The 26,740-nt window shown below is 70.8% G+C and carries 24 protein-coding genes and 1 tRNA gene; 10 read left to right on the top strand and 15 right to left on the bottom strand.

All coding sequences use genetic code 11. From position 1 onward, the window contains the following. Positions 1 to 46: 46 nt before the first annotated feature. Positions 47 to 1,258, bottom strand: coding sequence for a hypothetical protein (locus tag OG257_RS23840; RefSeq protein ID WP_329210533.1), 1,212 nt, complete (start codon positions 1,256 to 1,258; stop codon positions 47 to 49). 230 nt (positions 1,259 to 1,488) lie between these two features. Further along, positions 1,489 to 2,634 (bottom strand): 4-hydroxyphenylpyruvate dioxygenase, encoded by a 1,146-nt coding sequence (gene hppD, locus OG257_RS23835; protein ID WP_329210531.1) that lies wholly within the window; start codon positions 2,632 to 2,634, stop codon positions 1,489 to 1,491. Positions 2,635 to 2,756: 122 nt separating this feature from the next. Here hppD and OG257_RS23830 point away from each other — a divergent pair, with 122 nt between their 5' ends. The 8 genes from OG257_RS23830 to OG257_RS23795 all read left to right on the top strand — a co-directional run bounded on the left by OG257_RS23830 (position 2,757) and on the right by OG257_RS23795 (position 9,192). Further along, positions 2,757 to 3,230 carry an Lrp/AsnC family transcriptional regulator gene (locus OG257_RS23830; protein WP_329210529.1) on the top strand — a complete coding sequence of 158 codons (474 nt, stop codon included), beginning with the start codon at positions 2,757 to 2,759 and terminating at the stop codon, positions 3,228 to 3,230. Between the two features lie 15 nt (positions 3,231 to 3,245). Further along, a complete protein-coding gene (locus tag OG257_RS23825; RefSeq protein WP_329210527.1) occupies positions 3,246 to 3,893 on the top strand; it encodes an ABC transporter permease in 648 nt (215 codons plus the stop codon). Next, the gene (locus OG257_RS23820; RefSeq protein WP_329210525.1) at positions 3,886 to 5,160 is read left to right on the top strand and encodes an ABC transporter ATP-binding protein; all 1,275 of its coding nucleotides are present in this window, start codon (positions 3,886 to 3,888) and stop codon (positions 5,158 to 5,160) included. Before OG257_RS23825 ends, OG257_RS23820 begins: the two co-directional genes overlap by 8 nt. Next, a complete protein-coding gene (locus OG257_RS23815) occupies positions 5,157 to 6,011 on the top strand; it encodes an ABC transporter permease (protein WP_329210523.1) in 855 nt (284 codons plus the stop codon). The genes OG257_RS23820 and OG257_RS23815 overlap by 4 nt, the downstream gene beginning before the upstream one ends. After that, positions 6,008 to 6,979: a glycine betaine ABC transporter substrate-binding protein gene (locus OG257_RS23810; protein WP_329210522.1), complete on the top strand. Its 972-nt coding sequence runs from the start codon at positions 6,008 to 6,010 to the stop codon at positions 6,977 to 6,979. The genes OG257_RS23815 and OG257_RS23810 overlap by 4 nt, the downstream gene beginning before the upstream one ends. A 78-nt stretch (positions 6,980 to 7,057) precedes the next feature. Further along, positions 7,058 to 7,675, top strand: a complete 618-nt coding sequence (locus OG257_RS23805) for an ArsR/SmtB family transcription factor (RefSeq protein ID WP_329210520.1) — start codon at positions 7,058 to 7,060, stop codon at positions 7,673 to 7,675. A 13-nt stretch (positions 7,676 to 7,688) separates the two neighbouring features. Continuing rightward, a complete protein-coding gene (locus tag OG257_RS23800) occupies positions 7,689 to 7,871 on the top strand; it encodes a hypothetical protein (protein ID WP_329210519.1) in 183 nt (60 codons plus the stop codon). A gap of 1 nt (position 7,872) precedes the next feature. Beyond that, complete coding sequence (locus tag OG257_RS23795) at positions 7,873 to 9,192, top strand: MFS transporter (RefSeq protein WP_329210517.1); 1,320 nt, start codon at positions 7,873 to 7,875, stop codon at positions 9,190 to 9,192. On the opposite strand, the gene OG257_RS23790 is transcribed toward OG257_RS23795, so the two are convergent. The 4 genes from OG257_RS23790 to OG257_RS23775 form a co-directional block, all read right to left on the bottom strand. Beyond that, positions 9,122 to 9,910, bottom strand: a complete 789-nt coding sequence (locus OG257_RS23790; RefSeq protein ID WP_329210516.1) for a S16 family serine protease — start codon at positions 9,908 to 9,910, stop codon at positions 9,122 to 9,124. The genes OG257_RS23795 and OG257_RS23790 overlap by 71 nt on opposite strands. Before the next feature lie 94 nt (positions 9,911 to 10,004). Continuing rightward, positions 10,005 to 10,649: an IclR family transcriptional regulator gene (locus tag OG257_RS23785; protein ID WP_069173008.1), complete on the bottom strand. Its 645-nt coding sequence runs from the start codon at positions 10,647 to 10,649 to the stop codon at positions 10,005 to 10,007. Between the two features lie 477 nt (positions 10,650 to 11,126). Then, the gene (locus OG257_RS23780) at positions 11,127 to 12,908 is read right to left on the bottom strand and encodes a DEAD/DEAH box helicase (RefSeq protein WP_329210512.1); all 1,782 of its coding nucleotides are present in this window, start codon (positions 12,906 to 12,908) and stop codon (positions 11,127 to 11,129) included. A 213-nt stretch (positions 12,909 to 13,121) separates the two neighbouring features. Further along, on the bottom strand, positions 13,122 to 14,588 hold the full coding sequence (locus tag OG257_RS23775; RefSeq protein ID WP_329210510.1) for an MFS transporter: 1,467 nt from the start codon (positions 14,586 to 14,588) through the stop codon (positions 13,122 to 13,124). A gap of 189 nt (positions 14,589 to 14,777) precedes the next feature. On the opposite strand from OG257_RS23775, the gene OG257_RS23770 reads away from it, so the two are divergent. Continuing rightward, positions 14,778 to 14,852: transfer RNA gene (locus OG257_RS23770), tRNA-Cys, on the top strand. Positions 14,853 to 14,979: 127 nt separating this feature from the next. Then, on the top strand, positions 14,980 to 15,537 hold the full coding sequence (locus OG257_RS23765; RefSeq protein ID WP_329210508.1) for a hypothetical protein: 558 nt from the start codon (positions 14,980 to 14,982) through the stop codon (positions 15,535 to 15,537). A 19-nt stretch (positions 15,538 to 15,556) separates the two neighbouring features. Here OG257_RS23765 and OG257_RS23760 read toward each other — a convergent pair whose 3' ends face one another. From OG257_RS23760 to OG257_RS23720, 9 genes are all read right to left on the bottom strand, one after another. Further along, positions 15,557 to 17,893 carry a xanthine dehydrogenase family protein molybdopterin-binding subunit gene (locus OG257_RS23760; protein ID WP_329210506.1) on the bottom strand — a complete coding sequence of 779 codons (2,337 nt, stop codon included), beginning with the start codon at positions 17,891 to 17,893 and terminating at the stop codon, positions 15,557 to 15,559. A 91-nt stretch (positions 17,894 to 17,984) separates the two neighbouring features. Then, a complete protein-coding gene (locus OG257_RS23755) occupies positions 17,985 to 19,517 on the bottom strand; it encodes a 2Fe-2S iron-sulfur cluster-binding protein (protein WP_329210505.1) in 1,533 nt (510 codons plus the stop codon). Continuing rightward, positions 19,514 to 20,410: an FAD binding domain-containing protein gene (locus tag OG257_RS23750; protein ID WP_329210503.1), complete on the bottom strand. Its 897-nt coding sequence runs from the start codon at positions 20,408 to 20,410 to the stop codon at positions 19,514 to 19,516. The genes OG257_RS23755 and OG257_RS23750 overlap by 4 nt, the downstream gene beginning before the upstream one ends. A 248-nt stretch (positions 20,411 to 20,658) precedes the next feature. Next, positions 20,659 to 22,290, bottom strand: a complete 1,632-nt coding sequence (locus OG257_RS23745; protein WP_329210501.1) for a beta-N-acetylhexosaminidase — start codon at positions 22,288 to 22,290, stop codon at positions 20,659 to 20,661. Position 22,291: 1 nt separating this feature from the next. Then, positions 22,292 to 23,134, bottom strand: a complete 843-nt coding sequence (locus OG257_RS23740) for a carbohydrate ABC transporter permease (protein WP_329210499.1) — start codon at positions 23,132 to 23,134, stop codon at positions 22,292 to 22,294. Positions 23,135 to 23,142: 8 nt separating this feature from the next. After that, entirely contained in the window at positions 23,143 to 24,114 is a 972-nt protein-coding gene (locus tag OG257_RS23735; RefSeq protein WP_329210497.1) for a carbohydrate ABC transporter permease, read from the bottom strand. Between the two features lie 2 nt (positions 24,115 to 24,116). After that, positions 24,117 to 25,421, bottom strand: coding sequence for an extracellular solute-binding protein (locus OG257_RS23730; protein ID WP_329210495.1), 1,305 nt, complete (start codon positions 25,419 to 25,421; stop codon positions 24,117 to 24,119). Between the two features lie 265 nt (positions 25,422 to 25,686). Further along, positions 25,687 to 25,986 (bottom strand): DUF3039 domain-containing protein, encoded by a 300-nt coding sequence (locus tag OG257_RS23725; RefSeq protein ID WP_329210492.1) that lies wholly within the window; start codon positions 25,984 to 25,986, stop codon positions 25,687 to 25,689. A gap of 30 nt (positions 25,987 to 26,016) precedes the next feature. After that, on the bottom strand, positions 26,017 to 26,577 hold the full coding sequence (locus OG257_RS23720) for a YqgE/AlgH family protein (protein WP_329210490.1): 561 nt from the start codon (positions 26,575 to 26,577) through the stop codon (positions 26,017 to 26,019). Between the last annotated feature and the right edge of the window lie 163 nt (positions 26,578 to 26,740).

Below are 26,740 nucleotides of genomic sequence, written 5' to 3'. Positions count from 1 at the left end.
CTCACCGGCTCCGCGCCCCGTTCTCGCGCTCAGTGGCACGAAGGCGTCACCGCACCGTGGTGCTGGTGATCACACCGGTCGGCCGGAGGGGCTCGTCACCCGTGGCCAGGAGTTCGGCCCTGACCTTCAGACCGTCGCGCCCGCCCGTACCGCCGTCACGGCCGTCACTCCACGGGTGGTCGCGGTGGGTGACGACGAGCGCGGTGCGGTAGGTGCCGCCCGGGTTCAGGTCGGCCCTCGGCGTGCGCGGCACGACCCCGGTGAGCGTCCCGCCCGGACCTGCGGTGAGGGTGAGGGGCCGGCCGTTCGCCGTCACGGTGAGGGCTTCAGGGGCGAGTGCCCGGCCGTTCGAGAAGACCAGGCGGGTGCCGACGCCCCGGTAGCCGGGGCCGTCCGCCGGGTCGGTGAAGGAGACGAAGCCGCTCGCCGTGCCGCCCCGCGTGCGCGGGCAGGGCTGGCTCGTGTGGTGGCAGGGCCGGTCCTGGTTGCCCCTGTTCAGCACGATGCGGCCCTGGGCGAGCCCTTCGGCGGCGAAGTCGTACGTGGTTCCGTTCGCGGTGAGGTTGTCCACGTAGGTGTCGAGCGAGGCTTTGACGTCACCGAGCCTGCCGGCGTTGGCGACGAGGCCGATGACCCCGTCACCGGTTGCGTCGCACCCGGCGGCGTAGGTGCTCAGCGGCGCGTCGGATCCGGCGGGCAGCGCGGGGTCCGTCGGCAGCGCCCGTGAGGTGCGCCAGAGCGAGGCGCCGGTGGACTCGAAGTGCTGCCAGGTGTCCGGCACCACACCGGCGCGGCCCCGGCTGTCGGTGGCGAGCTGCGGCTGGAAGCTGAGCGTGGTGAAGGCGCCCCGGCAGATCATGGGGAGCTGGAGGTTCACCGCGGTGCCGGTGGCGCCCCCCTCCACCGTCTTCACGTAGGAGTCGTAGGACAGCTCGGCGGCCGCGACGGTGCTCAGCGGGATCTGGGCCGTGTAGTGCGCGGCCTGGGCCTGCTGCCCGCCCGCGATCGAGAGGTGAAGGCTGCCGTTGAACCGGACCGGGTCGGCGAAGGGCGAGACCTCCTGGACGCCGGGCGGTCTGTTCACGTTGCCCTGGTCGTCCTGGAGCCGGAGCCAGGGCTTCCACGGTCCCAGGTCGACGGCCCTGACCTGCTGTACGACGTTCGCTGCCGCCGCGCCCACGGCGGAGGGGGCGAGCAGGGCGAGGGAGGCGCCGGCCGCCACTGCAGCGGCGGAGACGGACGCGGTGAGGCGGTTCATCGAGTGGGGGCTCCCGTCGGAAGCTGCGGCGCGCTCGGCCGCAGGCCGCGACGTCGCGGCTCCCTCATCCGTCCCACGCCCGGCCGGGACAACTCCCGCCGCGCCCCTACCTCACCCGATCAGCACGATCAAGGACCCCCGGCCCGCGCGTGTCCCCGTCGGCCGCATGCGGCACCACGCGGCCGACGGGGCCCTCCGACTGCCGGAAGGCCCCGCCGTCGCTCGGTGGATCAGAGGTTGCCGCGCTTCTCCTGCTCGCGCTCGATCGCCTCGAACAGCGCCTTGAAGTTGCCCTTGCCGAAGCCCATCGAGCCATGGCGCTCGATCATCTCGAAGAAGACCGTCGGACGGTCCTGGACCGGCTTGGTGAAGATCTGCAGCAGGTAGCCGTCCTCGTCGCGGTCGACCAGGATCTTGAGCTCGCGCAGCGTCTCCACGGGGACCCGGGTCTCGCCCGCCCACTCGCCGAGGGTGTCGTAGTAGGAGTCCGGAGTGTCCAGGAACTGCACGCCGGCCGCCCGCATAGCCTTCACGGAGGCGACGATGTCGTTCGTGGCGAGCGCGATGTGCTGGACGCCCGCGCCGCCGTAGAACTCCAGGTACTCGTCGATCTGCGACTTCTTCTTCGCGATCGCCGGCTCGTTGATCGGGAACTTCACCTTCAGCGTGCCGTCGGCGACGACCTTCGACATCAGGGCGGAGTACTCGGTGGCGATGTCGTCGCCCACGAACTCCTTCATGTTGGTGAAGCCCATGACCTTGTTGTAGAACGCCACCCACTCGTTCATCCGGCCGAGCTCGACGTTGCCGACGCAGTGGTCGATGGCCTGGAAGGTGCGCTTGGCGGCCGGCTCGACGATCGGGGCCGCCGCGGTGAAGCCGGGCAGGTACGGGCCGTCGTAGCCGGAGCGGTCGACCAGCGTGTGGCGGGTCTTTCCGTACGTGGCGATGGCGGCCAGGACGACCGTGCCGTGCTCGTCCTTCAGCTCGTACGGCTCGGTGATGCCCTGCGCACCGTGCTCGACCGCGTACGCGTACGCGGCGCGGGCGTCGGGGACCTCGATCGCGAGGTCGACCACGCCGTCGCCGTGGGCGTTCACGTGGTCGGTGAGGAAGGTGCCCCACTCGGTGGACGCCTTGATGACGGAGGTGAGGACGAAGCGGGCGGAACCGTTGGTCAAGACGTAACTCGCGGTCTCGCGGCTGCCGTTCTCCGGTCCGGAGTAGGCGACGAGCTTCATGCCGAAGGCGGTCGAGTAGTAGTGCGCCGCCTGCTTGGCGTTGCCCACGGCGAAGACCACCGCGTCCATTCCCTTGACCGGGAAGGGATCGGCCTGCCGGGCGGTGTCGGGCGTGGTGTGCAGAGTCTCAGTCATGTCCGAAGGTTCCCGCCGCTTCGCAAGGTGCGCAACAGTTCGCGTATTCGCTGGTCAATCTGTACAGCGGATGGCGATGATGAGCGGGCTATCCGTACAGGGTGCCCATCAGGAGGCGGATCATGGCGATCGATCATCTGGACGGCCGGCTCATCGTGCTGCTGGCCCGTGAGCCCCGTATCGGTGTACTGGAGGCCTCACGGCGGCTCGGGGTGGCGCGCGGGACCGTGCAGGCGCGGCTGGACCGCCTTCAGTCGAATGGCGTCATCCGGAGCTTCGGCCCCGACGTCGACCCGGCGGCGCTCGGCTACCCCGTGACCGCGTTCGCCACGCTGGAGATCAGGCAGGGCCAAGGTGCCGATGTGCGGGCCCATTTGAGTGGCGTGCCCGAGGTGCTCGAACTGCACACCACCACCGGGCACGGGGACATGCTCTGCCGGCTCGTCGCCCGTTCCAACGCCGATCTCCAGCGGGTGATCGACCGGGTTGTCGGTTTGGATGGCATTGTCCGGGCGTCCACGGCCATCGTCATGGAAAACCCGGTCCCGCTGCGTATTCTCCCGCTCGTCGAGCAGGCTGCACAGGACACCGACTGATCCGAGGAGCGACATGTGAACTTCTGGGAGTACGTGAGCACCCGGCACCAGCAGCTGCTCACCGACGCGTTCCAGCACGTCAGCGCCGTCTTCCAGTGCATGGTCATCGCCACGTTGCTCGGCGTCCTGATCGGCGTGGTCAGCTACCGGAGCAGCTGGGGCGGGTCGCTGGCCGTCACGTCGACGGCCATGATCCTCACGATCCCGTCGCTCGCGGCGATCGGCCTGCTGATCCCGCTGGTCGGCCTCGGGGTCCCGCCGACCGTGATCATCCTGACCCTGTACGGGCTACTGCCCGTCGTCCGCAACTCCATCGTCGGACTCCGGGGCGTGGACCCGGCCCTCGTCGACGCGGCGAAGGGCATCGGGATGTCACGTACGGCGCAGCTGTGCCGAGTGGAACTGCCGCTCGCCTGGCCGCCGATCCTCACCGGGATCCGGGTCTCCACCCAGATGCTGATGGGCATCGCCGCCATCGCCGCGTACGCCTCGGGTCCCGGCCTCGGCAACGAGATCTTCCGCGGTCTCGCCTCGCTGGGCAGTGCCAACGCGATCAACCAGGTCCTCTCGGGCACGCTCGGCATCGTCATCCTCGCCCTGCTCTTCGACGCCGCGTACGTCCTGCTCGGACGGCTCACCATCCCGAGGGGGATCCGTGTCTGAAACCGTCACCGGCACCGGACCGACGGGGACTCCCGCGTCCGGCACCACCACCTCGGGTGCCACCATCCGGCTGGAGAACCTCACCAAGTCCTATCCCGGCAGCCCCGCTCCGGCCGTCGACAACGTCTCCATGGACATCAAGGCCGGCGAGACCGTGATCCTCGTGGGGCCCTCCGGCTGCGGGAAGTCCACGACGCTGAAGATGATCAACCGGCTGATCGAGCCGACGTCCGGGCGGATCAGGATCAACGACGAGGACGTCACGGACATGGACGGGGTGAAGCTGCGGCGCAAGATCGGCTACGCGATCCAGTCCTCCGGGCTCTTCCCGCACATGACGGTCGCGGAGAACATCGCCCTCGTACCGAAGATGACCGGCTGGTCGAAGTCCGGGGTGAAGAACCGGGTCGAGGAGATGCTCGACCTGGTCGGTCTCGATCCGCGGGAGTTCCACGGGCGCTATCCACGCCAGCTCTCCGGCGGCCAGCAGCAGAGGGTCGGCGTGGCGCGGGCACTGGCCGCGGACCCGCCGGTGCTGCTGATGGACGAGCCGTTCGGCGCGGTCGACCCCATCACCCGCGATCACCTCCAGGACGAGCTGATCCGGCTCCAGCACGAGCTGCACAAGACGATCGTCTTCGTCACGCACGACTTCGACGAGGCGATCAAGCTGGGCGACCGGATCGCGGTGCTGCGGGAGCGTTCGCACATCGCCCAGTTCGACACCCCGGAGGCCATCCTCACCAATCCGACGGACGACTTCGTGTCCGGGTTCGTGGGGGCGGGCGCGGCGTTGAAGAGGCTCAACCTCACCCGTGTACGGGATGTCGGGATCGCCGACTTCCCGACGGTGACCGTCGAGGACCCGCTCCAGTCGATCTTCGACAAGCTGCGCGACGGCGGGCACAACGAGCTGCTGATGCTGGACCGCAGGAACCGCCCGTACAAGTGGCTGCGGCGCGGCGACCTGATGCGGGCCAAGGGCTCGCTGGCCCGGGCCGGGCAGCTGGTGCACGACACCGTGACCCGGGACGCGACGCTCCACGACGCGCTGGAGGCCGTGCTGACCGACAGCAGCGGGCGGGTCGCCGTGACGGGGCGGCGCGGGGAGTTCATCGGCGTCGTCGACATGCAGACGCTGATGAATTCCGTGCAGGAGCTCCTGGAGGCCGACCGGCTCACCGCGATGGAGCACCAGCACGATCTGGAGCACCTGCGGGTCCATCGGACCGAGCAGGAGCTGGAGGGGGGTGGCAGCGGGCTATGACCCCCAGTCGTCAGGCACCCCCCGAGGGAACACCGCCGCCCGGGGAGCAGGATGTGCGCGGCAACGCCTTTCGTGACGAGGAGGCGGAGCCCTCCCCCGCGCCGCCCCGACCGGCCCGCCGGATCACCTGGCAGAAGCTCGTGGTGGTACCGGCCGTCTGCGCGGTCGTCCTCGTGGCGACGTACCTGTGGATCACCAACGTCGACCTCGACTCGATCGCGGAGAACTCGCTGGCCGGCGACATCGTCGAAGTGCGCTGGTGGCAGCACGTCAGACTGACCGCGATCTCCACCTTCTGGGTGCTGATCATCGCCATCCCCCTCGGTATCGCGCTGACCCGGCGCGGCCTGAACAAGGCGGCCCCCGGGGTCACGGTCCTCGCCAACATCGGCCAGGCGACCCCCGCGATCGGGCTGCTGGCACTGCTGGTGATCTGGCTGGGCATCGGCCCGTCCACGGCGATCGTCGGGATGGTGATCTACGCGGTGCTGCCGGTGCTCTCCAACACGGTGGCCGGCCTGAAGGGGATCGAACCGACGCTCGTCGAGGCGTCCCGGGGCATCGGGATGTCGCCCATGGGGACGCTGACCCGGGTCGAGCTGCCGCTCGCCGTCCCGCTGATCCTGGCGGGCGTACGGACGGCCCTGGTGCTCAACGTGGGCACGGCGACCCTGGCCACCTTCGGGGGCGGCGGCGGACTCGGCGACCTGATCACCTCGGGGATCCAGACGCAGCGCATGCCCGTGCTGATCCTCGGTTCCGTTCTGACGGTGGTGCTGGCACTGCTGGTGGACTGGCTGGCCTCGCTGGTCGAACTGTGGCTCACACCGCGCGGACTGGAGGAAGCGTGAGGGTACGTACGGGCCTGGCATCGGCCGCCGCGCTCGCCCTGCTGCTCACGGGGTGCGGGCTGAAGAGCGGTTCGCCGCTGGTGGACGAGGTGGAACCGGGATCGGTCGGGAAGGGGCAGCCGCTCAGGGGCGCGTCGCTGACCGTGACCTCGAAGAACTTCAGCGAGAACATCATCCTCGGGCAGATCATGGGCCTGATCTTCAAGGCGGCCGGCGCCGAGGTGCTGGACCGGACGAACCTGCCGGGGTCGATCAGCGCGCGCGAGGCGGTCGTCAAGGGCGAGGCCGATGCCCTGTACGACTACACGGGCACGGCGTGGATCACCTATCTCGGCCACGCCAAGCCGGTCGTCGACCCGCAGAAGCAGTGGGAGGTCGTCCGCGACGAGGACAAGGGCAACGGGGTGACCTGGCTCCCGCCGTCCACGCTCGACAACACGTACGCCCTGGCCATCAGCAAGAAGAACAACGCCAAGTACCACCTGAAGACCCTGTCGGACGTGGCCGCACTCGCGAAGAAGGACCCGAAGGCCGTCACGGTCTGCGTCGAGAACGAGTTCGCCTCCCGCGACGACGGGCTGCCCGGCATGCAGAAGCTGTACGGGATGAACCTGCCGGCCGCGAACATCAAGAAGATGGACGCCGGGATCATCTACACCCAGGTGTCCGAGTCCGACTCCTGCCTGCTCGGCGAGGTATACACCACAGACGGCCGCATCAAGGCGATGAATCTGGACGTCATGGAGGACGACAAGCAGTTCTTCCCCAACTACAACGCGGCCCCCGCCATCCACACGGCGACCCTGAAGAAGTACCCGGAGATCGCCGGGCTGCTGGCCCCGGTGACCGAGTTGCTGACGACGCAGCTCGCGCAGGAGCTCAACTCCAAGGTCGACGTGGACGGGCAGGACCCGCACGAGGTGGCCTTGGACTGGCTGGTGGAGGAGGGGTTCATCCGGGTGGGCTGAGCAGGGCGCCAGAACTTCCAAAGAAGTCGTTGCAAAAAATGTGTTGCAAAGCAGTCTTTGCAACTCTATGGTCGTGCCATGCCACCGAACGAGCCAGAAGAGCGCCCGGTCCCGTACGCCGACGACCTGAAGATCCACCACGTCGACACCCGCACCCTGCGCGGCCTCGCCCACCCCCTGCGCATCCGGCTGCTGAACACCCTGAGGGAGTTCGGTCCCGCCACCGCCTCCGGTCTCGCCGACCGGCTCGGCGAATCGAGCGGCGCCACCAGCTACCACCTGCGCCAGCTCGCGTCCTACGGCTTCGTCGAGGACGACCCGGAGCGCGGCAAGGGGCGCGAGCGGTGGTGGAAGGCCGTCCACACAGGCACGGTCTTCGGGCGCTCGGAGAACTTCCTGCAGCACCCGGACCCCGAGGTGCGCGGAGCCATCGGAGTCGTGCTCCACGAGGTGGCGACCACACATGCCCAGGAACTGAACACCTGGCTCGGGACGATGCACGAATGGCCCGAGGAGTGGCGCCAGGCGTTCGACATGAGCGACTTCAAGCTGCGCCTCACCCCTGAACTCTCCGTGGAGCTCGCGGAGAAGATGCAGGAGCTGGTGAACAGCTACCGGGGCCGCGTCCCCGAGGGCACCGAGGGTTCGGCCGTGGTCCGCACCCACCTGCATGTGTTCCCGCGCCCCACCGACTGAGGGGATCACCGTCATGCACAACGACATCCACCGTCTGCTCCACACCTACCGCGCCGCCGAACTCCACCGCGCCGCGGCCGATTTCTCCCCCGTACGCCCCGGACTGCGCCACCGGATGGGCTGGACGATGGTCGAGCTCGGCCTCCGGCTGGCCCAGAGCACGCCTCCCCCGGCACGCGCCGCGCGAACGGCCTGACGTGGACGGGGGGCAGCAGGCGCGGGACCGCATCCCGCTCGCCGCCGTCCTGGCGGCCAACTCCATATCCACAGCAGGCACTTCGCTGACCCTCATCGGGGTCCCGTGGTTCGTCCTGGAGACCACCGGAAGCGCCGGCCGGGCCGGCGTCGTCGCCTTCTGCGCGACCCTGCCGATCGTCGTCGCCGCGCTGATCGGCGGGCCCGTCATCGACCGGATCGGCCGGCGCCGGGTCGCCGTCGCCTCCGACACGGTCTGCGGCGCGGCCATCGCCACGATCCCGCTGCTGCACTACGCGGGCGCACTCGAATTCTGGATGCTGTGCGCGCTGATGGCGCTGAACGGGCTGGCCCACACACCCGGCAACACGGCGCGCTACGTCCTCGTACCCGATCTCGCCGAGCACGCGGGCACCACGCTCGCCCGCGCCGCCAGCCTCTTCGACGCGGTGTCGCGCGGCGCCCGCATGGTCGGCGCGGCGCTCGCGGGCGTACTGATCGCGGTCGTCGGAGCCGAGACCGTGCTCCTGCTGGACGCGGCGACCTTCGCACTGTCCGCACTTCTGGTCGCAGCCGGCGTACGAGGGGTCGGCGCGGCCGAGCCCCACAAGGCCGCGGCCCCCGTCTCGCTGCGTACGTACCGCGCCGAACTCCGCGAGGGCTACACCTACCTGCTCGGCAACCGGCTGCTGCTCGCCGTGGTCGTCATGGTGATGTTCATGAACGGCACGGACCAGGGATGGAACGCCGTCCTGCTGCCCGTGCACGCGGAGGGCGAGCTGGGCGGGGCCACCGATCTCGGGCTGCTCACCGCACTCTTCGGCGCCGGCGGCCTCACGGGCGCTCTGCTGTACGGGGCGGTGGGGCACCGCTTCTCGCGGCGGGCCGTGTTCACGGTGTGCGTGATGCTGTGCGGGGCGCCGAGGTTCCTGGTCGCCGCGCTGACCGGGACGACACTTCCACTGGCGGTCACCATGGCGCTGGGCGGTGTCGCGGGCGGCATGCTCAACCCGATCCTGACGACGATGACGTACGAACGCGTCCCCCAGGAACTGCGCAGCCGGGTGTCCGGCGCCCTCACCGCGGGCTGCGAGCTCGCCATGCCGGTGGGCGGCCTCGTGGCGGGCCTGCTGGTCGAGGGCATGGGAGCGACGGGTGCGCTGCTGGCGATGGGCGGGGTGTACTTCCTGGCGACGCTGAGCCCTCTGGTGTTCCCGGCCTGGCGCACCATGGAGGGGCCCGGGGAGCCGGTCAGCAGCTCGGGACCTTGTCCCCCTGCTCCAGAGCCTTCAGCGAGGACACCGCGTTCTTCAGTGTCGTGACGGGGATCAGCCGCAGGCCCTTCGGCTGCTCCGCCTTCGCTTCCTTGCACTCCGCCCTGGGCACGAGGAAGACGGTCGCACCGTCACGCCGGGCTGCCTGCGTCTTCAGGGAGACCCCGCCGACAGCACCGACCGCGCCGTTGGCCTCGATCGTCCCCGTACCGGCGACGGTACGGCCACCGGTCAGGTCGCCGCCGGAGCCGTCGCCCGCGAGCTTGTCGATGATGCCGAGCGAGAAGAACAGGCCCGCGCTGGGGCCGCCGACGTCCGCGAGGTGCAGGGTGATGTCGACCGAACCGGGGGCCTTGCCGAGGTACTTCAGGGCCGCGTCGACGGCGACGTCCTGCGACTCCTCCATGTCCTGGAGATTGTGCTGCTCGATCTCCTTCTCGGAACCGCCGGTCGGGTAGACGGAGTCGCGGGGCATGACCGCGCGGTCCGTCCTGAACCAGCTGTCGACCACGTCACCGATCCCGACGTCGGCCTCCGGCCCGGTGGCGACGATGGTCGTCATCCGCAGCTCGCCGTCGGTGGCGCGGGTCGGCGCACCCTTGATCGTGATGACCGGCTTCCCCTGGTCGTCCCCGAGGACGTCCGCGGTCGTCCCGGGCTGCGCCAGGGTGAACGGCAGCGGCGCGAAGGCGGCCGTACCGAACAGGGCGAGGACCGGCAGCGCGCAGAGGGCGAGGATGCGGGGGCGCGAGAGACGAAGGAGCACCAGCCCAATCTATCCGCCGCCGCACGCCCCCTGTTCCGCAGGACTGCGCGGGGGGCCGGGTCTCCCCGTCCCCGCGCGCAGTCCCCACGCGCTTTCAGCGCAGCGCGTCCGCGACCTCCCGGGCCGCGTCGAGCACGCGCGGGCCGACCCTCTCCGGTACGGCGTCGGCGAGCATGACCACACCCACACTGCCTTCCACCCCGGACACCCCGACGAGCGGCGCGGCGGCGCCGCAGGCGCCGGCTTCGAGCTCGCCGTGGGTGAGGGTGTAGCCGGGATGGTCGGCGACCGTCTTCTGCCGGGCGGTGAGAATCGCCCGGCCCGCGGCGCCCCTGTCCAGTGCGTGGCGGAAGCCGGCCCGGTAGGCGACGTGGTAGTCGGTCCAGGTCGGTTCGACGACCGCGACCGCGAGCGCATCGGCCCCGTCGACGAGTGTGAGGTGGGCGGTTGCCCCTATGTCCTCGGCCAGGGAACGCAGCGCGGGCAGTGCCGCCTCCCTGACGAGCGGATGCACCTGGCGGCCCAGGCGCAGCACGCCCAGGCCGACTCTGGCCCGGCCACCCAGATCACGGCGGACGAGCGCGTGCTGTTCCAGAGTGGCGAGCAGTCGGTAGACCACGGTGCGGTTGACGCCGAGTTTGTTGGACAACTCGGTGACGGTCAGACCGTGGTCGGTATCGGCGAGCAGCTTGAGGACACGCAGTCCCCGGTCGAGCGTCTGAGAAGTCTCCGCGGTCACGACGCCCTCTCCCTCTTGGTGAGCGGGGCGGTTCTCCCGGAAGTGAGACGCCAGTCCCAGCGGCGACGCACGGAGAGGCCGCCGACTGGCCATGGCACCGGCTGCGCTCCGCGGCCACGCTGCCACGGGGCGTTTCATGTTTCGGGGACATTAGCGACCGGGTCCGCTCAGCGGAAGCCCTCGTCCAGAATCCGGGCGCTCCCAAAAACGCGATGACATAACCGCCGGTCAGCGCGGAACCGTCCGGAACGCGAACATCTACGCGCGTTCAAGTCGGGTGACGTCGACGCGACGCTCCGTACACCACACGTGAACGGTTGTTAACCCATCGTGAATAAAAGTTTCAAAATTTCCCGCGCACGCACGTCGTTCCCGTGCGCCGGCGCACGGGAACGGCGCGGGCCGGTACGGGGCGCACTCCCCCGTACCGGCCCGCGCCGTCGCTCCTGCCGTCCGGCTCACCTCACCGGCGGCCGCTCACCGCATCCGGGTGGCCCACTCCTGGACCTTCTTGATCCGGTCCTGGATCTGCCCGGCCGTCGCCTCCGCGCTCGGCGGCCCGCCGCACACCCGCCGCAGCTCGGTGTGGATCACACCGTGCGGCTTGCCGCTCTGATGCGTGTACGCCGACACCATCGTGTTGAGCTGCTTGCGCAGCTCCAGCAGCTTCTTGTGCGTGACCACGGGCCGGTTCTCGGCCGCCTTCTCCAGGAGATCGGCCTCCGCGGCCGGCTTCTGGCGGCTGTGCGCGATCTGCCGGGTCTGCCGCTTCTGGAGGAGCAGCTGCACCTGGTCGGGTTCGAGCAGTCCCGGGATACCCAGGTAGTCCTGCTCCTCCTCGCTGCCCGGGTGCGCCTGCATGCCGAACTCGGCACCGTCGTACAGCACCCGGTCGAAGACCGCGTCGGACTCCAGCGCCTCGAAGGGCAGCTGTTCCTCGGTCTCCTCGTCCTCGAGCCTCTCCGCGTCCGCGAGGAGCTGGTCCTCCTCGGCGAACGGGTTCTCCTCGTCGCTGCCCTTCTTCGGCTTGTCGAGTACGTGGTCGCGCTCGACCTCCATCTCGTTCGCGAAGTCGAGGAGCATCGGGATCGTCGGGACGAAGACGGAGGCGGTCTCGCCGCGCCGCCGCGACCGTACGAAACGGCCGACGGCCTGCGCGAAGAAGAGCGGCGTCGAAATGGTGGTGGCGTACACGCCGACCGCGAGACGCGGCACGTCGACGCCCTCCGACACCATCCGCACCGCGACCATCCAGCGCGAGCCGTCCTCGGTGAACTGGTCGATCCGCTTCGAGGCGGCCTTCTCGTCGGAGAGGACGACGGTCACCTTCTCGCCGCTGATCCGCTTGAGGATCTTGGCGTACTCGCGCGCCGACTCCTGGTCCGTCGCGATGACCAGGCCGCCCGCGTCCGGAATGCCCTTGCGCACCTCGGTCAGCCGCTTGTCGGCGGCGCTCAGCACATTGGGGATCCAGTCGCCGGTGGGCGCCAGCGCGGTGCGCCAGGCCTGCCCGATGGCGTCCTTGGTCATCGGCTCGCCGAGCCGGGCGGCGATCTCGTCACCGGCCTTGGTGCGCCACCGCATGTTGCCGCTGTAGCTGAGGAAGATCACGGGCCGGACGACGCCGTCGGCGAGCGCGTTGCCGTAGCCGTACGTGTAGTCGGCCGAGGACCGCCGGATGCCGTCGTTGCCCTCCTCGTACGCCACGAAGGGGATCGGGTTGGTGTCCGACCGGAACGGCGTACCGGTGAGCGCGAGCCGCCGGGTCGCCGGGTCGAACGCCTCCTGGCACGCCTCGCCCCAGGACTTCGAGTCACCGGCGTGGTGGATCTCGTCGAGGATCACGAGCGTCTTGCGCTGCTCGCACCGGTTGCGGTGCAGCATCGGACGCACGCCGACTCCCGCGTACGTGACAGCGACCCCGTGGTACTCCTTGCTCACGGGCCCGGCGCTGTAGTCGGGGTCGAGCTTGATGCCTATGCGCGCCGCGGCCTCCGCCCACTGCTTCTTGAGGTGCTCGGTGGGCGCGACGACGGTGATCTGCTGCACGACATGGTGGTGCAGCAGCCATGACGCGAGGGTCAGCGCGAAGGTGGTCTTCCCCGCGCCGGGGGTCGCGACGGCGAGGAAGTCGCGCGGCTGGTCCTGGATGTACCTCTCCATGGCGCCCTGCTGCCAGGCTCGCAGCTTGCCGGCCGTACCCCAGGGGGCGCGGCCGGGAAAGGCGGGTGAGAGGTGGTGGGAGGCGGTAGTAGTCACGGTCTCCGGTTCGGGGCACTCGGGTACGTGTGGCGCTGTCCTTGCGTGCTGTCCCTACGGGCCGGAACGGCTCGTAAGCAATACGACAACCGGGCCACCCTACCGGCGGGCGGCGCGGAACCCCGTACGAATCAGCCGTGGTTCGGCACGGCTGAGACCCGCTTCACAGAACACGAGCACCTGGCGAACCCGGGCGGCTGCTCCCCCACGGTGCTACGCGTCCGTCCGCACCCGCGTGGCCACCCACGCCCCCACCAGCGCAACCCCCGCCATCGGCAGGAACACCGCCGCGAACGCCCCCGGGTGCGATCCGGCGGTCCCGCTCCCCACCGCACCGTGCGCGGCCGCCCCCACCGCGCCGCCGCCGAGCGCGGCGAACGCCGCACCGCCGCCGGCGAGCAGCAGCACGTTCGACAGCCCGTCCGAGATCTGCAGGGCGGCGGAGTTGCCGCCCGCCTCCTGCGGGGCCGACAGCTTCAGCAGCAGCACGCTCGTCGACGCGATCACCATGCCCATGCCGAAGCACCCGACGGCCCACGCCACGGCCACGATCCAGACCGGCACCGACTCGATCAGCACGGTCGGCGCCGCCGCGATCGCCACGGCGACGAGGACCATGCCCACGACCATCAGGGACTCCCTGCGCGCCTCCAGGCGGGGCCGGGCCAGCACGTACGAGCCGAGCGCCCATGTCAGCCCCCCGGCCGCGAGCGACAGCCCGGCCATCGTCGGGGACATCCCGCGCTGGGTCACCAGCATCAGGGGTACGAAGGACTCGGCGGCGATGAACGACCCGGCCGACACCCCGCGCAGCAGGATCACGGCGGGCAGCCCCCGCGCGGCCCGCATCGTCCCCCGGGGCAGCAGCCCGCGCACGGCGGGTACGAGCAGCGCGGCACCGGCCACGGCAGGGACGAGCGAGAGCCAGCGCAGCTCCTGCCCGGCGAACTGGAGCAGCCCCGCACCCAGCGAGATCCCCAGCGCGAGCCGGATACGCCGCCCGTCGAACGGCTCGGCCCCCGCCGCGGCGTCCGTGGGCCCGGCCGCCATCCGCCGAATCGCGGGCAGCGCCAGGCCCAGCGGCAGCACGATGAGCACCGGGATCCCGACGAATACCCAGCGCCAGCCCAGGTGCTCGGTCACCGTCCCCGACGCGAGCGGTCCGACGACGGACGGGACGATCCAGGCGGCCGAGAACGCGGCCATGATCGCCGGGCGGATCCGTTCCGGGTAGGCCCGCCCGATGACGACGTACAGCGCCACGATCACGAGCCCGCCGCCGACGCCCTGGACGGCCCGGCCCAGGATGAACATCCACATGCTCCCGGCCGTCCCGGAGAGCAGCAGCCCGGCCCCGAAGGCACCGATCCCGGTGGCGAGCGGCGCGAGCGGTCCACGCCGGTCGGCCCACTGCCCGGAGAGCACCATGGCGAAGAGACTGGTCGTGAAGTACGCGGAGAACGCGAACGCGTACAGCGGAATGCCGTGCAGCTCACGGGCGGCGACCGGCATCGCGGTGCCGACGGCGGTCGCCTCGAAGGCGATCAGCAGCACGACCGAGACGATGCCGATGCTGAGCGCCCGGTGGGTCCGGCCCAGCACGCCCTCCGGCGGGGCGGCGTCGACGGTGTCTTCGAAGGGGATCGTGACGTCGGCGTCACGCGGTTCCAGGGCGCTCATGGAGCCAAGAGTAAGGGGCAAACAATCAATTGGACCCTGTCGGTGGGCGGGGTCCCCCTCGTCCCTTGGTCGTAGGACCGCCCGCGGAACATGAACGCGGTATGGCAGTCGCGTTGCAGCGGGGCCGACACCCTTGAGGCCCGTGCGTCCCGCGCCTAACGTCGACACCGGAACGAAGAAGAGGCACATGGCCGTGTGCCCGAGTGGTTTAGGGGCTCGACTGCAACTCGAGTTACACCGGTTCGATTCCGGTCACGGCCTCCAGCGGGAGAACCCGAAAGGGAACGGCCGCCCCCATGGTGCGGGGGCGGCCGTTCCTGTGTGCGCACGGTTGCCCCCGGGCCGGAGCGTACGATCTGGGGCCTTGTCCTGCCGGGTTCGGAGTGCGTGCATGGGTGTCGTCGTCTTCTCGTTCGTCACGGCCGCGGCGTTTCTCGTCGTCGCTCTGGTCGGCCCGTACCGGCTGTACTGGCGGGCCCGGCCGCAGGCGGCGCGGCAGCCGTCGGACGGGGCGCTCGCGTTCGGGCGGGTCGCCGCGTTCGGGGTCGCCGGGGTGTTCGTCTTCGGCGGCTGTTCGGCCCAGGCCGCAATCGACAAGGGTTCCTGGAGCGCGAGCGAGGTACGGGAGGCCGCCGAGAGCGCGGCCGAGTCCCTCGCCGCCGAACCACAGACGCGCCGCGACCCGTCGGACGGCTACGCCTCGCTGATCGAGGCGGACGTCACGAGGGCGGGTGAGGGCCAGGGGCCCTCGTACCGCATCTCCGTGGAACGGGCCGGGGGCGGGCACGACTACGAGATATCCGCGGACGGCGCCGGCACCGCCTTCTGCATGCACGTCACGGAGGAGAAGTCCGCACAGGGCGGAATCTTCGTCCCCGGAGCGGACGGCAGCAGCGGCTCCATCCCCGAGTACGACCTGACCGCCACCGTCGACGACGGCGCCTGCTGAGACGGCAGGCGCCGCCGGATCAGGACTTGGGGGTGGCCACCGCCGCCTGCGGGCGGATCGGGAGGCGGTTGACCGGGCGGCCCGTGGCCGCGCGGACGGCCGCGGCCACCGCTGCGGGGGACGTCACCACAGGTACCGCCGAGGCCGCTTTGGCGCCGAAGGGGGCAACCACGTCGCGTTCCTCGATCAGCTTCACGATGCGAATGTCCGGGGCGTCCAGGGACGTCGGAAGCGCGTACCCCGTGAGGTCCGGGTGACGAATGAGGCCGCGGGCCGTACGGAGGTTCTCCGTGAGGGCCGCGCCGATGCCCTGGGTGACTCCGGCCTCGATACGGGTCGCCAGCTGGGACGGGTTGAGGACCCGGCCGACGTCCTGGGCGACCGCCATCTCGACGACACGGATCGAGCCGAGCTCGATGTCGACGTCGACGACCGCGCGGACCGCGCAGAACGCCAGGCCGACGAAGGCGTCTCCCTGGCCCGAACCGTCCAGGGGTTCGGTGGGGTGCGGGCGGCACTGGGCCGTGGCCCAGAGTTCCTTGCCGTCCATGGCCTCCATGACCGTCGTGGAGAGCACACCGTCGTACGAGGTGATCTTGCCGTCGGCGATCTGGAGGAGCTCCGTGGACATGCCGAACTTGTGCGCCAGGGGCTGGAGGAGCTGGGTGCGGACCATCTTGGCCGCGCGCTCCACCGCACCGCCGGAGACCCAGGTGTGGCGGCCGTGCGTCGCCGGGCCCGCGGGGGGCTGGTCGGTGTCCACCGCCGCCACGTGGACCTCTTCGATGCCCAGGGTCTCCTGGACGATCTGGCGGGCGAGCGTGGTGAAGCCCTGGCCGGTTTCGACGGCAGCGCAGATGACCGTGGCGACGCCGTCGTGGACCCGGACGGTGGCCGTGGAGACCTCGTCCGTGCCCTCGGCGCCGAGCATGTGGACCATGCCGAGCGCGTAGCCGACTCCGCGGCGTACGGCTCCGGGCTCCCCCGCGCCCTCGGGGCCGCCCGGGAGCAGCCAGTCGTCCTCCGGGGCGTCCTTCGGGAGCGCGGGGAGCGGGAAGTCCCGGACCTCGCGGAGCAGTTCCGCCACCGGGGCCGGGCACGTCACGGTCTGGCTGGTGGGAAGGATGTCGCCGGTGGACAGGGCGTTGCGGAGGCGGAGTTCGGCCGGGTCGATGCCCAGTTTCGCCGCCAGCTTGTCCATCTGGCCCTCGTAGGCCGCGCAGACCTGCATCGCGCCCTCGCCGCGCACATGGCCGGAGGGCGGGTTGTTCGTACGGACCGCCCAGCCCTCGATGAAGGCGTGCGGAACGACGTACGGGCCGCATGCGAAGGCCACCGCGGCGGCCAGCGATTCGGACGAGGAGTCGGCGTACGCGCCGGCGTCCAGGAGGATCTGGGCCTCGACCTTGACCAGTCTGCCCTCGGCGTCCGCGTGGTGGCGGTAGCGCAGCAGCGTCGGGTGGCGGTGGGCGTGGCCGAGGAAGGACTCCTCGCGCGTAGCGGCCAGTTTGACCGGGCAGCCGGTGCGCAGGGCGAGCAGGCCGAGCGGGATCTGGAAGCCCGGGTCCTCCCGGTCGCCGGTCGCCCCGGGGACGCCGGTGACGACGACCTTGACCCGGTCGGGCTCCAGGCCGAAGCAGGCGGCGGCGAGGTCGCGGTCGGTGTGCGGGTCGGTGGACGCCGTGTACAGCTCCACGCCGCCGTCGGGGCGGGGCACCGCGAGTCCGGCCTCGGCCCCGATCGGGGCGGGGTCCTGACGGCCGATGCGGTACAGGCCCTCGACGATGACCTCGCCCACCGTGTCCGGGTCGCCGTAGCGCAGCGGGATGTGGCGGATGAGGTTGCCGTCGGGGTGGAGCGGTTCGGCCGCGAAGGCCTTCTCCGGGTCGGTGACCGGTTCGAGCACCTCGTACTCGACGGCGATCGCCGCCGCGGCCAGGCGGGCGGTGTCGGGATGGTCGGCGGCGACCGCGGCGATCGACTCGCCGTGGTGGCGTACCAGCTCGGAGGCGAAGACGGGGCGGTCGACGACACTGCGGCCGTACGCCCCGTCGCCGGGGATGTCCTCATGGGTGACGACGGCGCGTACGCCCGGCATCTCGGCGGCGGCCGAGGTGTCGATCGACAGGATGCGCGCATGGGGGTGCGGGGAACGCAGCACAGCCGCCCACAGCAGGCCCTCCGCCCAGAGGTCGGCCGCGTACGGGAACGTGCCTTCGGTCTTGGCGCGGGCGTCGGCGGGCGGGAGCGACGCGCCCAGGCCGAGCGCGGGGACTTCCTCGTCCTGACCGGTTCCCTCGGTCGGCGGGGGGTTCGTGCGGGTGGTGCTGGTCGCGGTGGCTGCGTCGTTGCTCACGCCGCCTCCTTGTCGTTCGCCCCGCTGCGGAAGCAGCTGATGGTGGAGGTGTGGGTGGTGTGGGTGGCCGGTGCTGAGGGAGGCGCGGTGCTCACCGGGCGTCTCCCTCGTGGGGGTGTGTCCGGGCGCTGCCCGCGCCGGGGGCCGCCTGCTGCGGGATCCGCGGCTCCTCGGCGTCGGCGTGGGCCGCTTCCGCGGTCGCCTCCCGGCCTGCGACGACCTCGCGTACGGCGTCGAGCACGCCCCGGTAGCCGGAACAGCGGCAGAGGTTGCCGCACAGTGCCTGTCGCGTCTCCAGCTCACTGGGGGCGTGGTTGCCCTCCAGGAGGTCGTGGACGGTCATGGCCATCCCCGGGATGCAGAAGCCGCACTGGACGGCCCCGCACTCGGCCAGGGCACGCTGGACGTCGGACGGCTCCCCGTCGACCGCGAGGCCCTCGACCGTACGGACCTCACTGCCCGCGGTGGTGGCTGCGGGGACCAGGCAGGAGGCCACGAGGCGGCCGTCCACCTGGACGTTGCAGGCGCCGCACTCGCCCTGCGAGCAGCCGTCCTTGGCACCGGCGAGGCCGAGGCGCTCGCGGAGCACGTACAGGAGGGACTCGCCGATCCAGGCGTCGGTGACGGGGCGGTCCACGCCGTTCACGTGCAGGACGTACGAGGCGGCGGGGTGCTCACTGGGGGCGTCCGGGAGTGCCGTCGCGGACTCGTCGAACTCCGGGGCGTGCGTGGTGGCGTCGTCGGGCACCTCGGCCGCCCCGGAGTGCTCGGGAGCCTCCTCGGGCTCACCGGGTGCGCCCCGGGGGTCGTCGTGATCGTTGCCCGGAGCCCCGGGCAGACCGGCGAGGGAGTCCTCCCCGGGAGCCTGCCGCGCGGCCTCGTGCTCCGCCTCGGCTGCCGGCTCGTGCGCGGCGGACTCGTGCGCGGCCTCGTGCGCCGCCTCCTGCTCGGGCTCCGGCGAAGGCGTGGCCGGGTCCGCGGGCGACGGCTCGTGCGGCTGCGTGGCCCACGGCGCCGGCGCACCGCCGGGCAGCGTGGCGGGGGGCGCGTCCGCGTACCACTGGGACGCGAGCGCCGAGGCTGCGAACTCGCCGGACTCCTCCGGGAGGTCACCGTTGGCGACCGGGATCGTCCACTGGCCGGTGTGCCCGGCAGGCTCGGCGGGAACGGAGTCCGGAGCGGGAGTGGTGTCCGGCGGGACGGCCTCGGTGAAGTTCCACTGGGCGGTCGTCGACGACGTCTGCCCGTACTGCGAGGTCTCGGGGTACTGCTGCTGGTACGGCTCCTGCTGGTTGGGGTCCGGCCAGTGGACCGCGTCCGGTGCCGGCTCCGTGCCCGCCTCGCGGTCGGCCCGCTCCTGTTGGCTCTGCGTCCGCACGACCCAGCTGCCCGTCGCGGCGGGGTCCAGCCCGGCCGCCGGGGTCAGCGGAAGGATCATCGGCGGTACGTAGCCCTGGCCGGGCGCGGCCAGCGGGTCGTTCCCGAGGTTGGCGAGGTCCTCCGGAGGCAGGTGGACGAAGGCGGTCGCCTCGGCGTCGTACTCACCGCTCTGCGGGGTCGGCTGCCAGCCGCCGTACGGGTCGGGCTGCCCGTGCTGCTGCTCGGGGTTCTCTTCATTGCTCACGACAGTGCCCTCCCCAGCGCGCGTCGGGCGAGCGCGGCGACCGTGCGCCGCAGGTGGAGTACGGCCGGGGGCAGCGGCGGTGCCTCTCCCCCGTCGTCCGGTGGTGCCTGGTCCGGGATGCAGGCCGCGGCGACGTACTCGCCGAAGGCGGCCAGCGCGTCGGCGGCCAGGCCCCGCTCGCCGTCCCAGTCGATCAGGGAGGCGATCCAGCGTTCGGCCTCCAGCGGGCGCAACGGCATCGGGGCGATCGCGCCGACCGCGCAGCGCACCCCGCGCCGGGCCGGGTCGAGGACGATCGCGACGGAGGCGGTGGCACGGCCGGGGCCGGTGCGGCCGGTCGCCTTGAGGAAGACCTGCGGGGCGTGCAGCAGCGGTACGCGGACGAAGCCGATCAGCTCGGCGGGCCCGAGCATCTCGCGGCCGGCCAGCAGGTGCGACACGGGGATCTCGCGGCGCGAGCCGTCCGGCCCCGCGATGACCAGTTCGGCCTCCAGGGCCGCCAGCACCGGCAGGGCGTCGCCGGTCGGGGCCGCGGTGGCGATGTTGCCGCCGAGCGTGCCGGCGTTGCGGATCTGGGGCGGGCCCGCGGCACGGGCGGAGGCGGCCAGTGCGGGGATGAGGGCGGCGAAGTCGGGCCGCCCCATGCGTGCGTGGGTGAGACCGGCTCCGAGCAGGGCGTGGCCGTCCTGGTAGTGCCAGCCGCGCAGCTCGCTGATCCGGCCCAGGCCGACCAGTCCCGAGGGGCGCAGGAGCCCCTTGTTGACGGCCGACATCAGGTCCGTGCCACCGGCCACGGGAACGGCTGCAGGCATGGCGCCGAGAGCCGCCACGGCCTCGTCGAGCGAGGCCGGCAGCGTTACCGACTGCATCGCCTGCGGTGCGTGCGTGGTCAACCCAGCTGCCCCTTCCCGGTGTCCCGGCAGTCCCGCCTGTCCGCCGTACGGTACGTGCTCACGGCCGGGACGTGGCAACTCTGGCACATCTTCCGGGCGGACCGGCGCGAGGGTCCACGAAGGGTGTATCTGTCCCTGACCAGCGGAAAAATAACCTTTCGCACAACTTCTGCTCTGCGCGCGAATTGATACTCTTCAGCGAGTTCGTACGACTTGTTCGTTTCGCGCCGGACCGGCCTGGACAGGACTCACACGTTCGGGGGCGCTCCCTCGATCGGGCGACCCAGGACTCCGGGGCGCCGTTGCCACGGCAGCGGGCCGCTCGGCGGGCGGTAGTCGACGCCCAGGGCGTCGAGCCGCGCGTAGTGCGTGCCCATCCGGCGTTCGAAGTCGGCGAAGTCCCGCTCGCCTGGGGCCGGGAGCCGTGACCAGGCGACCTCGGCGAAGGCGGCGAGCCGCGGGAAGACCTGGTAGTCGACGCGGGCCCGGTTCTGCATGACCTCGGTCCAGACGTTGGCCTGGGTGCCGATGATGTGGCCGGCCGCTTCCTCGGAGAGCCCCGGGGGCACGGGTTCGAAGCGGTAGACGTCCTGCAGGGTGCGGATGAATCCGATGGGCATCGGTTCGTCGGGGCCGCCGTCCTGACGGTGGTCCAGGTACACCTGCTGCTCGGGGCACATGACGACGTCGTGCCCCGCCTCGGCGGCGGCGATGCCGCCCGCGTAACCCCGCCACGAGGACACCGCGGCACCCTCGGCGAGTCCGCCCTCCAGGATCTCGTCCCAGCCGATGAGGCGGCGTCCCCGGGCGGTGAGCCAGCTGTCGAAGTGCCGGATGAACCAGGACTGGAGCTCGTCCTCGTCCGTCAGGCCGAGTTCGGCCATCCGGGCCTGGGCGGCCGGTGACTCCTTCCACTGGTCCTTGAGGCATTCGTCGCCACCGATATGGATGAACGGCGATGTGGCGGCGGGAAAGAGGTCGAGCACCTCCTCGAAGACCCCTTCGAAGAAGCGCAGGGTGCTGTCGGTGGGAGCGAGTACGTTCGGGTTGATGCCCCAGGTGTCCCACACGGAAAGGGCGGACGTGTCGACGACGTCGGTGTTGCCCAGTTCCGGATACGCGCTGATGGCTGCCTGCGAGTGCCCCGGGATGTCGATCTCGGGGACGACCCGGATATGCCGCTCGGCGGCGTACGCGACGATTTCGCGGATGTCGTCCTGGGTGTAGAAACCGCCGTGCGGGGTCTCGTCCCACAACTCGGAGGCCCGGTGACCGTATTTCGTGCGTGTGCGCCAGGAAGCGGTCTCCGTGAGCCCGGGATAACGCTTGATCTCGATGCGCCAGCCCTGGTCGTCGGTGAGGTGGAAGTGGAAGACGTTGAGCTTGTGTGCGGCCAGGAGGTCCAGGTAGCGCAGGACGTCGTCCTTCGGCATGAAGTGCCGTGCCACGTCGAGCATCAGGCCCCGCCAGGGGAAACGGGGGCTGTCCTCGATCTGGGTGTACGGGATGCCCCGCTGCGTGCCGGGGCTGACGGGCGCGCGGCGGAAGGCCTCGGGACCCAGGAGCTGACGCAGGGTCTGCGCACCCCAGAACACTCCGGCGGCGCTGCCTCCGGTGATCCTTACGCCCCAGGTGGGCGTCACCTCCAGCCGGTAGCCCTCGCTCTCCAGGGAGGCGTCGACGCGCAGCTCGACCGTGTTCCCGCCGTCGCCCGCCCCCGGGGCGAGCGGCAGGCCGAACGCGGCGCCGAGAGTGGCCCGGAGCCAGCGCTCCGCCGTCCCGGTACCCGCCTGCGCGGTGATGGTGGTGGACGGGTCCAGGAGGAATCCGGACCCGCCCGGGTCGCCGATGTGTACGGGCGCCGGAATCAGGTTGTGCACGTCAGTCCTTAACCGCTCCGCCCAGTCCCGAGACCAGACGGCGCTGTACGAGTACGAAGAAGACCAGCACGGGAACGGTCATCACCGTCGAGGCGGCCATGATCCCTCCCCAGTCGTTCTCATCGGGTTTGAAGAAGACCAGCAGCGCCATGGGGAGCGTCGACTGGGAGGTGTCGCTGATGAGGAACGATTTCGCGAACAGGAAGTCGTTCCAGGTCGAGATGAACGAGAAGACGCTCGTCGCCACAAGTCCCGGGAAGACCAGCGGGAAGAGGATCTGCCACAGGAAGCGGGTGCGGCTCGCCCCGTCGATGTAGGCGGCCTCCTCCAGCGCGTCGGGAACGGCCTTGACGAAACCGCGCAGCATCCAGATCGCGAAAGGCAGCGAGAAGGCCAGATGCGGGAGGATCAGCGAGCCCAGGGTGTTCAGCTGTCCGAAGTCCCGCATGAGGAAGAACAGCGGAATGGTCAGCGCCTCGACGGGCACCATCTGCGCGACCAGGAACATGATCAGCAGGGTCGTGCGGAACTTGAAGCGGAATCTCGTCACCGCCGTCGCGGCGAGGAAGGCGATCAGCGCGGACGCGATGACGACCGTGCCGGCGACGAGCAGGCTGTTGAGGAAGTAGCGGCCGAAATCCTGCTGTTCGAAGACCCGGCGGAACGAGTCGAGGGACGGGGACAGCGTCCAGGGCCGCGCTTCGGTGGACTGGACCTCGCCCGCCGGCTTGAACGCGGAGAGCACCATCCAGTACAGGGGGAAGGCGACCACGACGGCGATGACGAGGGCGGCCGCCTCCGCCGCCAGCCTGCCGGGCCGCCGGATGCGCGGACGCGTGGTCATCGGCGTGCTCACAGTTCCTCCCCCTGGCGTCGCACCAGGCGCAGATAGACCAGGGTCACGGCCAGCAGGATCACCAGCATCACGACGCCGATCGCCGATCCGAGGCTGTACTGCGAGGACGCGAACGCCTTCTGGTACGCGTACACGTTGAGCACCAGGTTCTGCCCGGCGATGCCGCCGCCGTTGGTCATGACGTAGATCTGGGTGAAGACCTTGAAGTCCCAGATGATCGACTGGATGGTGACGACGATCAGGATCGGCCGCAGCATCGGCGCCATGACCGACCGCCAGATCCGCCACTGCGAGGCGCCGTCCAGCGAGGCCGCCTCCAGCACCTCCGTGGGGATCGCCCGGATGCCCGCGTACACGGTCACCATCACGAACGGGAACGAGCACCAGAGCACTTCGAGGAGCACCAGGGCGAAGGCGCTGTAGCGCCCGTACGTCCAGGAGAAGTCGCCCAGCCCCAGCACCTTGTTGACCGGGCCGAAGTCCGGGTCGAAGAGGAAGACCCAGACGGTCGAGCCCGTGATCGCCGGGGTCGCCCAGGCACCCAGTGCGGCCATCATGAGCGCGAGCCGGGGCAGGGCCCGGATCCGGGTCAGCAGGACGGCCAGGGCGCAGCCGACGAACAGCGTGGCGAGCACGCAGGCCGTGGCGAAGAGCACGGTCGCGAGGAGCACCTGCCAGAACTGGCTGTCGCGGAAGAGGGTCGCGTAGTTGCCGAAGCCTTGGAAGGTGGTCGGCTCGCCGCCGCTGACCTGGGCCTGGGTGTACTCCAGGAAGGAGATCAGGCCCAGTTGGTAGATCGGGTAGACCAGGAGCCCGCCGAGCAGGACCAGCGCGGGCAGCAGGTACAGCCAGGGGGTCCAGCCGGAGCGCCGCGCGGGAGATGCCGGGCGGCGCCGGGGCGGGCGGGCCGGCGTGCCGCCCGTCCCGGCCTTCTCGGGAGCTTTGTACGCCGTCGTGTTCGCGGTCATCGTCAGCCCGCGTCGGCGAACGCCGCGTCCATCTTCTTCGCCGCGTCGTCGGAGGCGGCCGCCACGTCCTTACGGCCGCTGACGATCTCCTGGAACATCGTCGGCAGGACCAGCGAGGCGTCGATCTGGCCCCAGGCCGGGGAGGCGGGGACGAACTTGGCTCCGGAGCCGAGCGTGGTGACGAACGGCGCGACGAAGGGCTCCTTCTCCGCGACCGAGGCGCGTACGTCCGTGTACGTCGGCAGCCAACCCATCGCGTCGAACATCTTCGCCTGGGTCTTCTTGCCGGTCAGCGACTTCATCAGGTCGACGGCGAGGGTTCGGTGCGAACTGCTCTTCAGCACACCGATGTTGTTGCCGCCGGCGAACGCCGGGGCGATCGAGCCCTCCGCCACGCCGGGCAGCGGCACGACGGCGTACTTGCCCTTCACGCTGCCCGCCTCGACGGCCGCGTGGCTGAAGTCGCCGCCGATCGCCATGGCCGCCTTGCCGGACGCGAAGGCGGTGACGGTCGCGTTGCCGCCCATGGAGGCGCACTTGGCGGCGGGGCAGTTGTCGTCACCGAACAGCGAGGTGTAGGCCTCGATGCCCTTGCGCGCCTTCTCGCTGTTGATGGCCGACGCGTAGGTCACCCCGGTCTCGTCGGCCAGTTCGCCGCCGTGCGCCCAGATGAAGGGCATCGCGCCGTAGGTGTACGCGCCGCCGACCGCGAGGCCGTACAGGTCCGGCTTCTCCTTGTGGACCTTCTTGGCCGTGGAGATCAGCTCGTCCTGGGACTTGGGGGGCTCGATGCCGAGGTCCTCGAAGATGTCGGTGCGGTAGTACAGCGCGCGTACGCCGACGAAGAGCGGCGCCCCGTACACCTGGCCGCCGACCGTGACGGACTGCTTGGCGGTCGGGTCGGTGTCCTTGGCGTCGCCCCAGGCCGCGAACTCCTTGCTCACATCGGCCAGCCCGCCGTCCTTCACGTAGCCGGCCGTGTCCGTGTTGCCGTACTCGATGAGGTCGGGGGCGCTCTTCGGGTCGTTGAAGGCGGCCTTGATGCGCTGGGCCCGGGTGTCGACGGGTATGTACTCGACTTCGACCTTCGCCCCCTCGTGGGACTTCTCGAAGTCGGCGACGGCCGCGTCGACGACCTTCTCCTTGGGCTTGTTGCCGACTTCCTGGAAGAGCCAGACGCGAAGCGTGCCGCTCTTCTTGTCCCCGTCGGCGCCGGTGTCGGAGGTCTGGGGCGCGCAGGCGGTGGCGGTGAGTCCCGCCAGCACAAGCGCGGCGGCCGGGGCGGCAATTCGGGCAGAAAGCTTCATCCGGAACCCTTACCGGTCAGTCGTTGCACCCTGTGCAACGCACGTTTCGTTCTGCACAACTTGCAGGAGAGTAAGGGCGCACCCGCACGCCGACAAGTGGTCTCAACCACTCTGTGACCACCCGGCGCAGCCCGTGCAACGCGCACCGCACTCGCATACCCGTCCCCCGCGCACACGAAAGGCACCGGGCATGGAGAAGACCCCCGGGGCGCGCATCGCTGCGCGCCCCGGGGGTCAGGGTCCCGGAGGGTGAAGAGGCCGCGGACTACTTCTTGCTGCTGTCCTTGCCGCCCTTGCCCTTGTCCTTGTCGCCGCCGGCGCCCATGGACTCGTAGATCTCCTTGCACATGGGACAGACCGGATACTTCTTGGGGTCGCGCCCCGGTACCCAGACCTTGCCGCACAGTGCCACCACGGGAGTGCCCTCGAGGGCACTCGCCATGATCTTGTCCTTCTGGACGTAATGGGCGTAGCGCTCGTGGTCGCCGTCGCCGTTCGACACCTGCGGCGTCGGCTCTACGAGGGTCCCCGTACCTGCCCCGCGCTCGGGCTCAAGAGTGCTCATAACTGCCAAGCGTACTGAAAGCCCGGGGCATCAGTTCAGCGAAGGGTCGTCCGCATACGTCGCGATCATGGCGAGCTCACTGCGCTGGCGCCGCAGAACGGCCCGCCAGAGGCTCTCCGGGCGCGGGGACGACACATCGCCCGGCTCCGACTCGACCACGTACCAGGCGCCGTCCGTCAGCTCCGTCTCGAGCTGCCCGGGCCCCCAGCCCGCGTACCCGGCGAAGATCCGCAGCGAACCGAGCGCCGCGGCCAGCAGCTCCGGCGGCGCCTCCAGGTCCACCAGGCCGATCGCCCCGTGCACCCGTCGCCAGCCCAGCGGGCCCTCGTCCCCGGGGATCACCGCCACACCCAGCGCCGAGTCGAGCGAGACCGGGCCGCCCTGGAAGACCACGTCCGGCTCACCGGTCAGGCCGGCCCAGGACGCGAGGATGTCACCGACGCCGACCGGGGTCGGGCGGTTCAGGACCACGCCGAGCGAACCCTCCTCGTCGTGGTCGAGGAGAAGTACCACCGCGCGGTCGAAATTCGGGTCCGCCAGGGCGGGTGCGGCCACGAGCAGCCGCCCTGTGAGCGAGGACACCTCGGTCATGGCAGAAATGATCCCGCATCTTCGCCCTCCGTGGGGACCAACCGGTCCGCCCGGCCGCCGCGGGCGGTCCCGTGCAGCTCAGGGCGCACAGCCACGGCACAGGCGCACGGGGAGCGCACGAATCCGACCGGATCGGACCGCTTCGCGGACGGTAACCCTCCGC

It is taken from the genome of Streptomyces sp. NBC_00683, from assembly GCF_036226745.1.
Taxonomy (GTDB): domain Bacteria; phylum Actinomycetota; class Actinomycetes; order Streptomycetales; family Streptomycetaceae; genus Streptomyces.
Note: the sequence above shows the minus strand (reverse complement) of the source record. Positions and strands in the feature narration are given on the sequence as shown.